Below are 15,138 nucleotides of genomic sequence, written 5' to 3'. Positions count from 1 at the left end.
AGCCAACATGAACATTCCCGACCCTGCGAACGAACCCCGCGCATTCCTCGAATATCTCTATCGCGTGGCCGTGCGCCGCGCACTCCCGCTGCACACCATGAAGGCGCATCTGCCCGCGCCGCCCGACCCGAAAAAGGGCCGCACGCTCGTGCTGGGCGCGGGCAAGGCCGGCGGTGCGATGGCGCAGGCCGTCGAGGCGCTCTGGCCAGCCAACGCGCCGCTGTCGGGGATGGTCGTCACGCGCTATCACCACACCCCGTCTCGCCCTGAAGGCCTGGCGCAGCGCATCGAGGTGGTGGAAGCCTCGCACCCCGTGCCGGACGCTGCGGGGGAAGAAGCCGCGCGCCGCATCCTCGAACTCACGCAGGGGCTGACGAAGGACGACCTCGTGCTGTGCCTCGTTTCGGGTGGCGCATCCGCATTGCTCACATTGCCGGCGGAAGGCCTGACGCTGGCTGACAAGCAGCGCATCAACCGCGACCTGCTGGAGTCCGGCGCGAACATCGCCGAGATGAACTGCGTGCGCAAGCACCTCTCGCGCATCAAAGGCGGGCGACTGGCGGCAGCGTGTGCGCCCGCGCGCGTGGTCACGCTGACCATCAGCGACGTGCCGGGCGACGACCCGTCCGTCATCGGCAGCGGCCCCACCGTGCCGGATGCCACCACCTGTGCCGATGCGCTGGCCGTGCTGCGCCGCTATCGCATCGGCGTGCCGGACGCCGTGCTCGCACAGCTCGAATCGGGTGCGCTCGAGACGCCGAAACCGGGCGACGCCGTGTTCTCGGGTCATGAGGTGCACATGATCGCCACGCCCGCGCAGTCGCTGGAAGCGGCAGCGCAGACGGCGCGCGATGCGGGCCTGGCCGCGCACGTGCTGTCGGACGAGATGGAAGGCGAATCGCGCGAAGTGGGCAAGGTGCACGCCGCGCTGGCACGTTCGGTCGCGCGCGGCGGCCAGCCGTTTGCCAGACCCTGCGTCATCCTCTCGGGCGGTGAAACCACGGTGACGGTGCGTCCGCAAGCGCCCGGCACGCCCCGCGGACGCGGTGGGCGCGCGGGTGAGTTCTGCCTCGGACTGGCCCAGGCGCTGCAAGGCCAGCCGCGCGTGTGGGCGCTGGCGGCAGACACCGACGGCATCGACGGCGTGGAAGACAATGCGGGCGCCTTCGTCGCCCCTGACACCCTGGCGCTCGCGCAAGCCAGGGGCATGAAGATCGACACGTTCATGGATCGCAACGACGCCTATGGGTACTTCGACCCGATCGGCGGTCTGGTCATCACCGGGCCGACGCACACCAACGTGAACGACTTCCGGGCAATGCTGGTGCTCTGACACCGCCAACTGCGCGGCAATTGATCCTGCTCAAAACGTCAGCCGGCCCGCCCCGGCACAGTGGCGGCCATGCTGCCCGACCTGTCCATCGCAACCCAAGCCGGCAAGCCCGCTTCTTCGGGTGTGGCCGTCGACTTTCCTGGTGAATTCGCCGGCGGGATCGCCGGTGTCGTGTGCAATGTCGCCGCGGGCGACGTGCTGCTGCGACGTGGCTCGGTGATGGAATGGGTGCCCCAGTTGCTCAGTGGCCGCGTGGCGCTGGGGTTGACGGGTGGCGGCGCCCAGGGTGAAGCCAGCGACTGCGATGCGCTTGCGCACCGGCTCGGCTGGGCAGAAGGGCCGTTCTGGCTCGAGTGCGCGACGGCCCTGCTCGGCCTGCCCGCGCTGGTGGACGCCGTGGCGGAAACGCCGGTGCGGCTGCGGCGTGTGCCTGCCGCCGAATTCCGCAGATGGCTCGAAGCGCTGCCGCAACTTCAGCGTACCGTGGTGCAGGACATGGCACTGGCCCAGCGTCGCCAGAGCGAACTGGCCGTCAGCCGGCTGGCCAAGGATGCGCATGCCCGCTGCGCCGAATGGCTGCTGCAACACGCCGAAGTGCCGGACGCGGCGACGGCCGCAAGCCAGCCTGCGTTACGCGTCCAGCTGAGCCAGCACAAGCGCCTGATTGCTGCGCAACTCGGCATAGCGCCCGAGACTTTCTCGCGCGTGCTGAAGCACCTGCGCGAGCAGCACTACATCAGCGGATCGGGACGCACGGTGAACCTGACGGACCCGCAGGGGCTGCGCTCGCTGGCGGGCGTTTGAGTCACGGGCGGTCAGGCCTGCCGTCCGCTCACTCGCAGAGTGCTCGGATCGAAGGCGGGATCGGCAGCGCGCGGATGCCCGGCTTCTCGCCGTCGCGGCGGCCGCCGAAGATGCGCACTTCCTCGCATTCCATGATGGTGTCGACGCTGCCGCCCTCGTTGCGTCGCTCGACGACGTACTTCTGCACGAAACTCTTCTGACGCCATTCGGTGATCGACACCCGGATGTCCAGCACGTCGCCGTAGCTCGCCGACTGGATGAACTTCGCATGCGTGTCCACCAGCGGCGTCCCGATCACGCCGAGCGTTTTCTCGGTCTCGTTCCAGTGCGGCACGCCGCATTGCACGAAGAAGTTGCGCGAGGCCGCATCGATCCAGCGGAAGAAATTGGGAAACCAGACGATGCGCGCCGGGTCGCAGTCACCGAATTCGACGCGCTGGGTATAGACAACTTCTTTCGCCATATGTGCAGATGTGGTTGGTTCATTCGAGCGTTATTTTCGCCCGTTCCACCACCTGCTTCCATTTGACGAGATCAGACTTCACGCGATCGGCAAGCACTTCCGGCGTGCTCGGGGTGACTTCGTAGCCGATCTGGCGCAGCCTTTCCACCAGATCCTGCTGCGCCAGCACCGAGGCCGTGGTCTCGCGCAACCGCTTGAGTACATCCGGCGGCGTGCCGGCCGGCGCGAAAAGCCCGTACCAGAGGTCGTGCGTGGCGCCTACGCCGTTCTCGGCCAGTGTCTTCACGTCGGGCAGCAGTGGCGAGCGCCGGTCGCCGCCGATCACGGTGATGCCGCGCAGCTTGCCGGTCTTGATGTGCTGCACCAGGGCGGGCACGGTGACCAGCACCATGTCGATCTGCCCGCCGATGGCGTCGGTGATGGCCGGACCGGTTCCCCGGTAGGGCACGTGCTGCACTTTGGTGCCCGTGTTGGTTCCGTACAGTTCGCCGAACAGGTGGGGCGACGTGCCGACACCGGGCGTGCCGTACTGAAGCGGGCGGCCCTCCGACTCCGCGCGCAAGGACCTGCTGTCGGTGGCCTTCACGCGATCCGGGTTTACCGCGATGGCCATCTGCGTCGAGCCGATCAGCGAGATCGGCGCGAAGTCCTTGACCGGGTCGTACTTGAGCTCCTTGTAGAGGTTCGGATTGGTGCCGAGGAAATCGTTGGCGAACAGGAGGGTGTAGCCGTCCGCCGTCGAGCGAGCCACGGACTCTGCACCGATGTTGCCGCCTGCGCCCGGCCGGTTGTCCACTACCACGGGCTGCCCGAGGGCCGCCGAAAGACGCTCTGCGAACGGTCGGGCAATCCCGTCGAAGCCGCCGCCTGGCGGAAACGGCACCACCATCTTGATCGGACGATTGGGATAGGGCTGGGCCGATGCAAGGGCTGCAAGGCAAAGTGCGAGCCCGCCTGCGAAGAGGCGGATGAGTTTCTTCATGGGTTTGTCTCCGGTGGATTGTTGTGCGGGCTGCCGCTCGGTGGCGGCTTCGGTGCCCGTGGCTTCTCAGCGCGCGGTCAGGGGGGGAATGTGCATCTCCAGAAGTTCGCTGTAGGTGGAGGTCTGGACGGTCTCGCCGTCAGCGCCGGTGCGCAGTGTGGCGTGGGGCTTCCAGACGCCGCTCGCGGCGGAGCCCTCGCCCTCGAGCACGAAGACGATCGCGTGTGGTGCGAGCTGAACCTGGGCACCGGGTTGGAGGCCGATGATGTCCAGCCGCGTCCGGCGAGCCGAGAACACGCCCAGGTGCCGTCGTTTCACACCCGGCAGGGCGGCGTCGTCCTGCCAGGGAAAATCGGCGGGATCCATGAAGACGGGCGCGTCCAGCTGATGGGGCGTGTAGGCGATGCGCCGGCCATTGACGTGCTCCCAGACCGCCTCGTACGCGTCCTGGTTCTTGCGTCCGCTTTCGCGATCGGTGCGGCGGAAGACGCCGTTCTCGAACGTGCCGTACTGCCGCAACTCATGCACGGCTTCCTGGAAGCGGGCCTCCGAGATGTAGCCACTTCCGCTGGCACCCCCGAACTGCAGGACCAGCGTCGCTGATTCGCCCGCGATGCTTTGCGGGCCGTAATGCACACCTTCGGGGAAGTAGGCGATCGAGCCGGGTCGCATCACGCCATTGCGCGCGAAGTCCGCATCGCCGCGCAGCTGGACGCGCACCTGGTCGAAGTTGTGACGGTGCCGGGGCGAATGGAAATCGGAATACGTATGGGCGAGCTGCAGGTAGAAGTTCTCGGGCGTGCCTTCCTCGCCGTGCAGCAGCGACTGCGAACGGAACAGGCCTGCGCGTGCGTGCTGGCGTTCGACCACCGGCACATCGCCGATGTTGACGAGGGCTTCCATGACGTCTCCTTTTTCTGACCCGGGTTCGGGGTCTGTGTTTCGCGGATTCCGTCAGTGTCTTCCGCCCTTTGATATCAATCAATAAAATGAACTGACTAACTGATATTAGAAATATGCATGTCAAGGACGTTGATCTCAATCTGCTGAGGTTGTTCGATGCCGTGTTCCGTGCGCGCAGCGTGAGCCGTGCGGCAGAAATGCTCGGGCTGACGCAGCCCGCTGCCAGCCAGGGCCTGACCCGGCTGCGCGCCTTGTTGCATGACCCGCTCTTCATCCGTGCGCCCGGCGGCGTGCAGCCCACGCCGAAGGCCAACCGGCTGGCCGAGCCGGTGCGCCTGGCGTTGGTGGGCATCGAGCAGGCGCTGAGCGAGACTGCGGCCTTCGAGCCGGCGGTGGCTGAACGCACGTTCCATCTCCACATGAGCGACAGCGGCGAGATGCGGTTCCTTCCGGCATTGATGGCGGCCGTGCGACGGGAAGCGCCGGGCGTGAGACTCGAATCACGGCGCATGCCGCGCGAGCAGATCACCGAAGCCCTCGACAACGGCCTCATCGATTTCGCCTTCGGCTTCCTGCCAACGGTGAAAGACACGCGCCGCACCGAACTCATCCGCGACAACTACGTCGTCCTGTTGCGTGAGGGGCATCCACTCTCGGCGGAGCGCCGCAAGGGCAAGGCCCTGCTCGCCGCATTGAAACAGCTGGATTTCGTGGGCGTGCGCACGCATGCGGACACGTTGCGCATCCTCCAGTTGCTGAAACTGCAGGACCGCTTGCGCCTTGTGACCGATCACTTCACCGTGCTGCCAGCCATCGTCCGCGCGACCGATCTCGCGGCCATCATGCCGGGTGTGATCGCGCGCGGCTTCGACGACGGCTATGCGCTGCTGGAGCCGGACTTGCCGTTGCGCGATTTCGTCGTGTCGCTGCACTGGAGCCGGCGGTTCGAGATCGATCCGGGCAACCGCTGGTTGCGCGACCTGACGGTGCGCCTCTTCGCCTAAGCTCAGGCCGGCTTCAGCGCGTTCAGCACCACTTCCGCCGTGGCAGGGCCGTTCATCTGCACTGCGCCGTCCTTGCGCGTGGCGGCCACCGCGTCGCGGATGGCTTCCCACACGCTGATGCCCAGCATGAACGGCGGTTCACCCACGGCCTTGCTGCGGAAGATGGTGTCTTCCGGGTTCGGCTCGGGCCAGAGGTCCACCTTGAAGTGGTCCGGAATGTCGCCAGTGGCAGGAATCTTGTAGGTACTCGGCGCGTGGGTGCTCAGATAACCCTTGGCATTCCAAACGAGCTGCTCGGTGGTGAGCCAGCCCATGCCCTGGACGAATGCACCTTCGACCTGGCCGATGTCCAGCGCCGGGTTGATGCTGGTGCCCACGTCGTGGAGGATGTCGACCTTGAGCACGCGGCTCTCGCCGGTGAGCGTGTCGATGGCGACTTCGGAGCACGCTGCGCCGTAGGCGAAGTAATAGAACGGCGTGCCGCTCAGCGTCTTCTGGTCGTAGAAGATCTTGGGTGTCTTGTAGAAGCCGTCGCTCCACAGCTGGATGCGCGCATGGTACGCATCGTCGATGAGCTGCTCCCAGCTCATCAATGCACCGGGCGCGCTGACCTGGCCGTTGGCGAAGATCACCTGTTCGGGCTTGCACTTCTGCTTGTCTGCCACGTACTCGGCGAGCCGCGCGCGCACCTGTTGCGCCGCGTTCTGCGCCGCCTTGCCGTTGAGGTCGGTGCCGCTCGATGCAGCAGTGGCGCTGGCGTTGGGCACCTTGCTCGTGTCGCTGGCAGTGGAGAGCACGCGATGGAAAGGCAGGCCGAACTCGTCAGCCACGATCTGCGCCACCTTGGTGTTCAGGCCCTGGCCCATCTCGGTGCCGCCGTGGTTCACCTGGACGCTGCCGTCGGTGTACACGTGCACCAGCGCACCGGCCTGGTTGAAGAAGGTGGCGGTGAACGAGATGCCGAACTTCACCGGGGTGATGGAAATGCCGCGCTTGATGACCGGATTGCCCGCATTCCACTTGGCGATGGCAGCGCGGCGCTTGCGGTAGTTGCTGGTCTTCTCCAGCCGCGACATCAGCGGGTCGAGGATGTTGTCCGTGACCGGCATGCCGTAGTGCGTGACGCTGCGGTCCTTCTTGTCGTAGAGGTTGCGCATGCGCACGTCGTGCGGGTCGAGCCCGAGCTTGCGTGCGATATCCGAAAGGATCGCCTCGATGAGGATCACGCCCTGCGGGCCGCCGAAGCCGCGGAACGCGGTGTGGCTCTGCGTGTGGGTCTTGCAGCGGTAGGAGGCGATGTCCACATCGGCCAGGTAGTAGGCGTTGTCGACGTGGAACACCGCACGGTCGGCCACGGGGCCGGAGAGGTCGGCCGAAAAGCCGCAGTTGGCTGCGAGCATGAGCTTCAATCCCTGCAACACGCCGTGGTCGTCGAAGCCCACGGTGTATTCGTACGCAAACGGATGGCGCTTGCCGGTGACCATGAAGTCGTCGTCGCGGTCCAGCCGCAGCTTGACCGGCCGCCTGGTCTTGTGCGCCGCAATCGACGCCCACACTGCGATGTGGCCGCTCTGCGTTTCCTTGCCGCCGAAGCCGCCGCCCATGCGCCGGCACTCCACGGTGACGGCGTGGCTCTCCACGCCCAGCGCATGGGCTACCCAGTGCTGGATTTCGCCCGGGTGCTGCGTGCTCGAATACACCCACCACTGGTTCTGTTCGAGCGGCAGCGCATAGGCCACCTGGCCTTCCAGATAGAAGTGTTCCTGCCCGTTCACCTCGAACGCGCCGCTGAGGGTGTGCTTCGCGCCTTTCAATGCTTTTGCGGCATCACCGCGCTGCATGAAGACGGGAGGAAGAACATAACTCTCGGCCTTCAGTGCCTCCTGCACGGTCAGCACGGCCGGCAGTTCCTCGATGTCCACCTTCACCTTGCGCGCGGCGCGGCGCGCCTGCATCACGGTGTCAGCCACGACGACGCCGATCACCTGGCCGATGAACTCGACCTTGTCGATCGCGAAGACCGGCTCGTCGTGCACATACGTGGCAAGGATCGGGTCGCCGGGGATGTCGCGCGTGTAGACGATGTCCCGCACGCCGGGCATGCCGCGGGCGACGCTGTCGTCGATGCCCTTGATGCGGCCGTGCGCCACCGTGGAGAGCACGGGCGCTGCGAACAGCGTGCCCTTGATCTCGGGGATGTCGTCGACATAGTTCGCACCGCCGGCCACTTGCGCGGCAGCACTCTCGTGGGGGCGCGACACACCTGCCACGGGCTGCAGGATGCCGGGAATCTTGTCGGGCGCGTTCATGCGGCCTCCTCGAGCCTGAAGCTCTCAAGATTGATCTGCGTCACGCCCTGGCTTTCGAGCCAGAAGCGCTGCATCAGGTTGCCGAGTACCTCGCTGCGGTATGCCGCGGAGGCCCGCATGTCGGAGATCGGCTGGAATTCCGTGCGCAGTGCACCGGCGGCCACCTTGGCGGCGCGCACGGTCCAGGGCTGGCCGGTGAGGGCGGCCTCGGCTTGCGTGGCGCGCACCGGTGTCGCAGCCACGCCGCCCACGCCGATGGAAGCCTTGCGCACCGTGCCGGCCTCGACCTGCAGGTTGACCACCAGGCACACCGCGGAAATGTCATCGTCGTAGCGCTTGGAGATCTTGTAGGCGCGCAACTGCTCGTTCTTCACCGGCTTGGGCACCTTGATCCAGGCCACCACTTCGTCGGGCGCCATCACGTTCTTGCGGTAGCCGAGGTAGAGCTTCTCCAGCGGCATCTCGCGATGACCGCGCACACTCATCAGCACCACGTTCGCACCCAGCGCGATAAGCAGCGGCATCGAGTCGCCGATGGGCGAACCATTGGCCACGTTGCCGCCCAGCGTGCCCGAGTTGCGCACCGGCAAACCGGCGAAGCGGTTGGAGAAGGTCTTGAGCTGTGGCCGGTCGGCCACCAGCGCGGCGTAGGCGTCGGTCAGCGTGACGGCCGCGCCGATGGCGATGTGGTGCGGGTACTTCTCGACCTTGCGCAGTTCGGCGACCTTGGTCACGTCAAGGATCTGCGGGAACTGCATGTGCATCTTGGTCACCCACAGGCCGACGTCGGTACAGCCCGCGACGATCTGCGCCTTGGGGTTCGCGGCGCGCGCGGCCAGCAGGCCCTTGAGGCTGATAGGACTCAGGTATTCACCTTCGCCGGCCGGCGCGGCGATCTGCTTCAACTGCTTGAGCACCGCTTTCTCGTCCACCTTCTGCGGCGGCAGGCTGCCCATCCGGGTGGCAGCGTCGAGGATGGGGCGGTAGCCGGTGCAGCGGCACAGGTTGCCCGAGAGTTCTTCCTGCGCGAGCTCGCGGCCGATCGGCTGGCCCTTGCAGGTGTGGTTCTGGTACATGCCGAACAGGCTCATCACGAAACCCGGCGTGCAGAAGCCGCACTGGCTGCCGTGGCAGTCCACCATCGCCTGCTGCGCGGGGTGCAGTGCGCCATCGGTCTGCGCGATGTCTTCCACCGTCCAGACGGCCAGGCCGTGCACCGAATGGGCCATGCGGATGCAGCTGTTGATGGCACGGTATTTGATGCTGCTGCCTTCGGCTTCGCCGAGGACGACGGTGCAGGCGCCGCAATCGCCTTCGCCGCATCCTTCCTTGGTGCCGGTGCAGGAAAGGTCCTCGCGGAGCACTTCCAGCAGCGTGCGGTCGGGTGGTACATTGTCCAGCGACACGACTTCTCCGCGGCGGACGAACTGGATGGTTTTGACGTTCATGGGGCTGGGCTCAGGACAATTTCAGGAACATGCGAGAGATTCGCTTCGACAAGAGGGTAGTGCGGGAGGCTTCGCCCCGGCATAAGCGATTGCATATGACGCGAATGCAGGCACGGGTATGAGAACCGAAGCGCTTTTCGACAAGATAGACCTCCATCTCATAAGGGTCTTGCACACCGTGTTGACTGAACGCAGCGTTTCCCGGGCCGCCATCCGGCTGGGGATGTACCAGCCCGCCGTGTCCGCCTCGCTCAAGCGACTGCGCGAACTCGCGGGTGATCCGCTTTTGGTGCGTTCAGGCTCCGGCATGGTGCCTACCGATGCCGCGCTGCGCATGATCGAGCCGAGTGCGAGCATTCTTCGTGCCGCCGAAGTCATGTTCGCCGACGCGCGCGGCTTCGACCCGCAAACGGGGATGAACACCTTCCGCATCGCCGCCAGCGACTACCTGGATCCGCTGTTCCTTCCCCAGCTCGTCTCGCAGATCAAGACGCTGGCACCGCTGTGCCAGATCGAGATCCACCCGCTGTCGGCCGACTCGGACTACCGCGCCCACCTGGCGCAAGGCCGCGTGGACGTGGTCATCGGCAACTGGCTCAAACCGCCGGACGACCTCCACATGGGCCGGCTTTTCGGCGACGAGGTCGTCTCGCTCGTGGCAAAGGACCACCCGGCCGTGCGGCGCGGCTGGGACGTCGGCACGTGGCTGGCCTCCGAGCACATCGCCCCCACGCCGACGCACCCCGGCGCGCGCGGCATCATCGACGACCTGCTGGACGGCATGGGGCATGCGCGCAACATCACGGCGCGCTGTCCGCACTTCGGGCTGATCCCGGCCATGGTTGCCTCAAGCCTGCTGGTGCTGACCACCGGCCGCCAGTACTGCGAGCGCTTCACGGACCGGCTGCCGGTGACCGTGCTGCCGTGTCCAGTCGAATTCCCGCGCATGATGTATTTCCAGCTCTGGCATGAGCGCACGCATGCATCCAGTTCCGCCAAGTGGCTGCGCGACCGCGTCAAGTCGGTGGCGGCGGCGCTCAGGAAGTAACAAGGAGCCCACACAGACATGAGCACCCCACGGCTACAACTCGCGCACATCACCAAGCGCTACCCCGCGGTCGTGGCCAACAGCGACGTGTCGCTGACGGTGCAGCCCGGCGAAACCCACGCCGTTCTCGGTGAGAACGGCGCCGGCAAGTCCACGCTGATGAAGATCATCTACGGCTCGGTCAAGCCCGACGAGGGCACCGTGAGCTTCAACGGCCAGCAGGTGCACATCCGCAATCCGCAGGAAGCGCGGGCGTTGGGCATCAGCATGGTGTTCCAGCATTTCAGCCTGTTCGACACGCTGACCGTGGCGGAGAACGTGTGGCTCGGCCTGGACAAGAGCCTCAAGCTCGCGGACGTGACGCAGCGCATCGTGGCCAAGGCTGGCGAATACGGGCTGGACATCGACCCTTCGCGCCCGGTGCACACGCTGTCGGTGGGCGAGATGCAGCGCGTCGAGATCATCCGCGCGCTGCTCACCGACCCGCGCCTGCTCATCCTCGACGAGCCGACCTCGGTGCTGACGCCACAGGCGGTCGAGAAGCTGTTCGTCGTGCTGAAGAAGCTGGCGTCGGAAGGGTGCAGCATCCTCTACATCAGCCACAAGCTGCACGAAATCCGCGAGCTGTGCACTGCGTGCACCGTGCTGCGCGGTGGCAAGGTGACCGGCGTGTGCGATCCTCGCCAGGAAAGCAATGCGTCGTTGAGCCGACTGATGATCGGCGCCGAGCCGCCGGCGCTCACGCACCGTGAGTCGACCGCAGGCGCGACGGTGCTGCGTGTGCGCGCGCTCACGCTGCCCCGCGAAGACCAGTTCGGAGTGGACCTGGGGGGCATTTCGCTGGACGTGCAGTCGGGTGAAGTGGTCGGCATTGCCGGCGTGTCGGGCAACGGCCAGAAGGAGCTGCTCTATGCGCTTTCCGGTGAAGACCGCCGGGCGGACGCCGGAATGATCGAGGTGTTCGGCCAGGCTGTGGGCAAGCTCGGGCCCGGACGACGCCGCAGCCTGGGCGTGCATTTCGTCCCCGAGGAAAGGCTCGGGCGCGGCGCAGTCCCGACGGTGGGCCTGGCACACAACCTCATGCTCACACGCAACGACGCCATCTCGCGCGGCGGGTGGATCCGAGTCGGTGCTTTGCAGAAGCAGGCGCAGGGCATCATCTCGCGCTTCAATGTGAAGACGGGCGGGCCGAATGCGGCGGCGAAGTCGCTGTCGGGCGGCAACCTGCAGAAGTTCATCGTGGGTCGCGAAATCGACGCGTCGCCCAAGCTGCTGATCGTGTCGCAGCCGACCTGGGGCGTGGATGTCGGCGCGTCGGCACAGATCCGCGGCGAGATTCTTGCGCTGCGTGACGCGGGTTGCGCCGTGCTCGTCGTGAGCGAAGAGCTCGACGAGTTGTTCGAAATCAGTGACCGGCTGCACGTCATTGCCAAGGGCAAGTTGTCGCCTTCCATCCAGCGTGCGGACGCAACGGTCGCGCAGATCGGCGAGTGGATGAGCGGCCTGTGGGAAAACAATGCGGAGGCCGAGCATGTTCAAGCTTGAACCGCGTCCACAACCGTCGAAGTTCTGGAGCGCCTGCTCGCCGCTGCTGGCGCTGCTGGTCACCGTGATCGTCGGCATCATCCTGTTCGCCGCGCTGGGCAAGGACCCGATCCGTGGCCTGCAGGTGTTCTTCTGGGAACCCATCAAGACGAAGTACGCGTTGAGCGAACTGATGGTGAAGGCGACGCCGTTGCTCATCATTGCGCTCGGTCTTGCGGTGTGCTTTCGCTCCAACGTCTGGAACATCGGCGCCGAAGGGCAGTTCGTCATGGGCGCGGTGGCCGCGGGTGGCATGGCGCTGCTGGCCGACAAGACCACCGGCCCGTGGATCGTGCCGGCCATCCTGCTTGCGGGCATCCTCGGCGGCATGGTGTGGGCGGGGTTGGTGGCGCTGCTGCGCGACCGCTTCAACGCCAATGAAATCCTGGTGAGCCTGATGCTGGTCTACGTGGCCACGCTCATCCTGAACTACATGGTCTACGGCCCCTGGAAAGACCCGGCGGGCTACAACTTCCCGCAGACGAAAACCTTCGAGTCGGTGACGCAGATCCCGCGCCTGATGAGCGGGTCGCGCGTGAGCATCGGGCTCATCATCGCGCTGGTTGGCGCAGGCGCGCTTTGGGTGTTCCTGTTCCGCACGCGTGCCGGATTCGCGCAGCAGGTCGGTGGTCTTGCGCCGGCAGCGGCGCGGTACGCGGGCTTCTCGTCGCGGCGCGCGCTCTGGATCGCGTTGCTGATCTCGGGCGGTGCGGCGGGTCTGGCGGGGGCGCTGGAAGTGGCGGGGCCGATCGGCCAGCTCACGCCTTATGTGCCGGCGGGCTACGGCTTCGCGGCCATCATCGTGGCCTTCGTCGGACGGCTGCATCCGCTGGGCATGGTGTTCTCTGCCGTGCTGATGAGCATGTTCTACATCGGCGGTGAGCTTGCGCAGTCGCGCCTGGGCCTGCCCAAATCGCTCACGGGTGTGTTCCAGGGGCTGCTGCTGTTCGCGCTGCTGGCTTGCGACACGCTGATTGCCTACCGGGTGAAATTCTCGCTGAAGAAAGGCGGTGTCTGATGGAATCGTACGCACTGCTGCTGGCTGCCACGCTCAACGCGGGCACCGTGCTTGCCATTGCCGCGCTCGGCCTGCTCATCAACGAGAAGGCAGGCATCGTCAATCTGGGGGCGGAGGGCATGATGCTCTGCGCGGCCATCGCCGGTTTTGCGGCCGTGGTGCACACGGGCAGCGATTGGGCCGGCTTTGCGGCGGGTGCGGGTGCGGGTGCCTTGCTGGCCGCCATCTTCGGTGTGCTCGTGATCTGGCTCAACACCAACCAGTACGCCACGGGCCTCGCGCTGAGCCTGTTCGGCACAGGGTTCTCGGCCTTTGCAGGCATCAGCTATGTGCAGGAAAAGCTGCCCGAACGCATGCAGTTCGCCATTCCCGTGCTGGCCGACATCCCTCTCGTGGGCCCGGCGCTGTTCCGCCAGCATCCGATGGTCTACCTGACGGTGGCGATCGCGGCGTGGCTGATCTGGTTCCTGTACCGCTCGCGCGCCGGCCTGGTGCTGCGTTCGGTGGGCGAGTCGCCCGAGTCGTCGCATGCACTGGGCTATCCGGTGCGGCGCATCCGGCTGGCAGCCGTGGTTGCGGGCGGCGCGTTGTGCGGGCTGTCTGGCGCGTACATCTCGGTGGTCTACACACCGCTGTGGGTGGAGGGCATGGTGGCCGGCAAGGGCTGGATCGCGCTGGCGCTCACCACGTTCGCGACCTGGCGTCCGGCACGTGTCTTGCTCGGTGCTTACCTGTTCGGCGGCGTGACCATGCTGCAGTTCCACCTGCAGGGCATCGGCGTCGATGTACCCACGCAATTCCTGTCCATGCTGCCTTACGTTGCCACCATCGTCGTGCTCGCCCTGATCTCGCGCAACCCGGCGTGGATCCGCATCAACATGCCGGCGTCGCTGGGCAAACCTTTCTACCCGGGCTCTTGAAATAGAGCCGGTTTTTCACGCTCATAATCGAGTTTTCCAACCACCAACCGCCAACGTCTCCTCAAGGATAAAGACATGACTGACCTGAACAAACGTTCGATGCTCAAGGTCGCTGCGCTCTCCGCAGTGGCCGCTGCAGCCCTCATCGGCTGCGGCAAGAAGGAAGAGCCCGCGCCCGCCCCGGCGCCGGCCGCCGCTGCGCCCGCACCGGCTCCGAAGCCCGAACCGCTGAAGATCGCGTTTGCCTACGTCGGCCCGGTGGGCGACGGCGGCTGGACCTTCGCACACGACAACGGGCGCAAGGCACTGGAAAAGGAACTGGGCGACAAGGTCGTCACGAGCTACGTCGAGAAGGTGCCCGAGTCCGCTGACGCCGAGCGCGTCATCCGCGACATGGCTTCGCAAGGCAACAAGCTGATCTTCGGCACGACCTTCGGCTACATGGAGCCCATGCTCAAGGTCGCAGGCGACTTCAAGGACGTGAAGTTCGAACACGCCACCGGCTACAAGAACGCCGACAACATGCGCACCTACGACAGCCGCACCTACGAAGGTGCCTACATGGCTGGCGTGATCGCAGGCAAGATGACCAAGAGCAACACGCTCGGCGTCGTGGCCTCGATCCCGATTCCTGAAGTGATCCGCAACATCAACAGCTTCACCATGGGCGCGCAGTCGGTGAACCCGAAGGTCAAGACCAAGGTGGTGTGGGTGAACGAATGGTTCAACCCGCCGAAGGAAACCGAAGCCGCCACCGCCCTGATCAACGGCGGCGCCGACGTGCTGATGCAGAACACCGACTCGTCGGCTGTGCTGCAGACGGCAGAGAAGATGAACAAGCGCGCCTTCGGCTGGGATTCCGACATGACCGCCTACGGCCCGAAGGCCCACCTGGGTTCGGCCATCATCAACTGGGGCCCGTACTACATCAAGGCCGCCAAGGACGCACTGGAAGGCAAGTGGACCAACCAGGGCAGCTGGTGGGGCGTGAAGGAAGGCGCGATCGACATGGTGTCCATCGCTGCTGACGTGCCCGAGGAAACCAAGACGAAGATCGCCGAGATCAAGAAGGGCCTGACCGATGGTTCGTTCGTGATCTGGAAGGGTCCGATCGTGGGCCAGGACGGCAAGGAACTGATCGCCAAGGACGCCGTGGCCGACGAGAAATTCCTCGGCGGCATCAACTTCTACGTCAAGGGCGTGGAAGGCAAGGTACCAGGCGCCAAGTAACATCGGCCGCCTGTCTGGAAAGAGCCGCATTCGTGCGGCTCTTTTCGTTTGAAGCGCATCATTGGAGTGAATGCCAATGCCGGGCAAACCGG

At 65.7% G+C, this 15,138-nt stretch carries 13 protein-coding genes; 8 read left to right on the top strand and 5 right to left on the bottom strand.

Features of this window, described 5'->3' with window-relative positions; all coding sequences use genetic code 11:
• The first annotated feature begins 7 nt into the window (after nucleotides 1-7).
• Together ACO2Q9_RS03490 and ACO2Q9_RS03485 are read left to right on the top strand one after the other, a co-directional pair.
• Nucleotides 8-1,333, top strand: a complete 1,326-nt coding sequence (locus ACO2Q9_RS03490; protein ID WP_423308346.1) for a glycerate kinase type-2 family protein — start codon at nucleotides 8-10, stop codon at nucleotides 1,331-1,333.
• Nucleotides 1,334-1,402: 69 nt separating this feature from the next.
• On the top strand, nucleotides 1,403-2,137 hold the full coding sequence (locus ACO2Q9_RS03485; protein ID WP_423308344.1) for a Crp/Fnr family transcriptional regulator: 735 nt from the start codon (nucleotides 1,403-1,405) through the stop codon (nucleotides 2,135-2,137).
• Nucleotides 2,138-2,165: 28 nt separating this feature from the next.
• Here ACO2Q9_RS03485 and ACO2Q9_RS03480 read toward each other — a convergent pair whose 3' ends face one another.
• The 3 genes from ACO2Q9_RS03480 to ACO2Q9_RS03470 form a co-directional block, all read right to left on the bottom strand.
• The gene (locus tag ACO2Q9_RS03480; RefSeq protein ID WP_423308342.1) at nucleotides 2,166-2,600 is read right to left on the bottom strand and encodes an acyl-CoA thioesterase; all 435 of its coding nucleotides are present in this window, start codon (nucleotides 2,598-2,600) and stop codon (nucleotides 2,166-2,168) included.
• A gap of 19 nt (nucleotides 2,601-2,619) precedes the next feature.
• On the bottom strand, nucleotides 2,620-3,582 hold the full coding sequence (locus ACO2Q9_RS03475; protein ID WP_423308340.1) for a Bug family tripartite tricarboxylate transporter substrate binding protein: 963 nt from the start codon (nucleotides 3,580-3,582) through the stop codon (nucleotides 2,620-2,622).
• Nucleotides 3,583-3,648: 66 nt separating this feature from the next.
• Nucleotides 3,649-4,485: a hypothetical protein gene (locus tag ACO2Q9_RS03470; RefSeq protein WP_423308338.1), complete on the bottom strand. Its 837-nt coding sequence runs from the start codon at nucleotides 4,483-4,485 to the stop codon at nucleotides 3,649-3,651.
• A 113-nt stretch (nucleotides 4,486-4,598) separates the two neighbouring features.
• On the opposite strand from ACO2Q9_RS03470, the gene ACO2Q9_RS03465 reads away from it, so the two are divergent.
• A complete protein-coding gene (locus tag ACO2Q9_RS03465; RefSeq protein WP_423308336.1) occupies nucleotides 4,599-5,489 on the top strand; it encodes a LysR family transcriptional regulator in 891 nt (296 codons plus the stop codon).
• Nucleotides 5,490-5,491: 2 nt separating this feature from the next.
• Here ACO2Q9_RS03465 and xdhB read toward each other — a convergent pair whose 3' ends face one another.
• Together xdhB and xdhA are read right to left on the bottom strand one after the other, a co-directional pair.
• Nucleotides 5,492-7,798 carry a xanthine dehydrogenase molybdopterin binding subunit gene (gene xdhB / locus ACO2Q9_RS03460; RefSeq protein WP_423308334.1) on the bottom strand — a complete coding sequence of 769 codons (2,307 nt, stop codon included), beginning with the start codon at nucleotides 7,796-7,798 and terminating at the stop codon, nucleotides 5,492-5,494.
• A complete protein-coding gene (gene xdhA, locus ACO2Q9_RS03455) occupies nucleotides 7,795-9,246 on the bottom strand; it encodes a xanthine dehydrogenase small subunit (protein ID WP_423308332.1) in 1,452 nt (483 codons plus the stop codon). The genes xdhB and xdhA overlap by 4 nt, the downstream gene beginning before the upstream one ends.
• Before the next feature lie 118 nt (nucleotides 9,247-9,364).
• Here xdhA and ACO2Q9_RS03450 point away from each other — a divergent pair, with 118 nt between their 5' ends.
• The 5 genes from ACO2Q9_RS03450 (at nucleotide 9,365) to ACO2Q9_RS03430 (ending at nucleotide 15,046) form a co-directional block, all read left to right on the top strand.
• Complete coding sequence (locus tag ACO2Q9_RS03450; protein ID WP_423308330.1) at nucleotides 9,365-10,294, top strand: LysR family transcriptional regulator; 930 nt, start codon at nucleotides 9,365-9,367, stop codon at nucleotides 10,292-10,294.
• Nucleotides 10,295-10,312: 18 nt separating this feature from the next.
• A complete protein-coding gene (locus ACO2Q9_RS03445; RefSeq protein WP_423308328.1) occupies nucleotides 10,313-11,839 on the top strand; it encodes an ABC transporter ATP-binding protein in 1,527 nt (508 codons plus the stop codon).
• The gene (locus tag ACO2Q9_RS03440; protein WP_423308326.1) at nucleotides 11,826-12,896 is read left to right on the top strand and encodes an ABC transporter permease; all 1,071 of its coding nucleotides are present in this window, start codon (nucleotides 11,826-11,828) and stop codon (nucleotides 12,894-12,896) included. The genes ACO2Q9_RS03445 and ACO2Q9_RS03440 overlap by 14 nt, the downstream gene beginning before the upstream one ends.
• Entirely contained in the window at nucleotides 12,896-13,816 is a 921-nt protein-coding gene (locus tag ACO2Q9_RS03435) for an ABC transporter permease (RefSeq protein ID WP_423308324.1), read from the top strand. The genes ACO2Q9_RS03440 and ACO2Q9_RS03435 overlap by 1 nt, the downstream gene beginning before the upstream one ends.
• A 75-nt stretch (nucleotides 13,817-13,891) precedes the next feature.
• On the top strand, nucleotides 13,892-15,046 hold the full coding sequence (locus ACO2Q9_RS03430) for a BMP family ABC transporter substrate-binding protein (protein WP_423308322.1): 1,155 nt from the start codon (nucleotides 13,892-13,894) through the stop codon (nucleotides 15,044-15,046).
• The last annotated feature ends 92 nt before the right edge of the window (nucleotides 15,047-15,138 follow it).

The organism is Variovorax sp. VNK109 (assembly GCF_049445855.1).
In the GTDB taxonomy this organism is placed as follows: Bacteria; Pseudomonadota; Gammaproteobacteria; order Burkholderiales; family Burkholderiaceae_C; genus JAGOCV01.
This window is presented reverse-complemented; position numbering and strand designations above follow the sequence as displayed.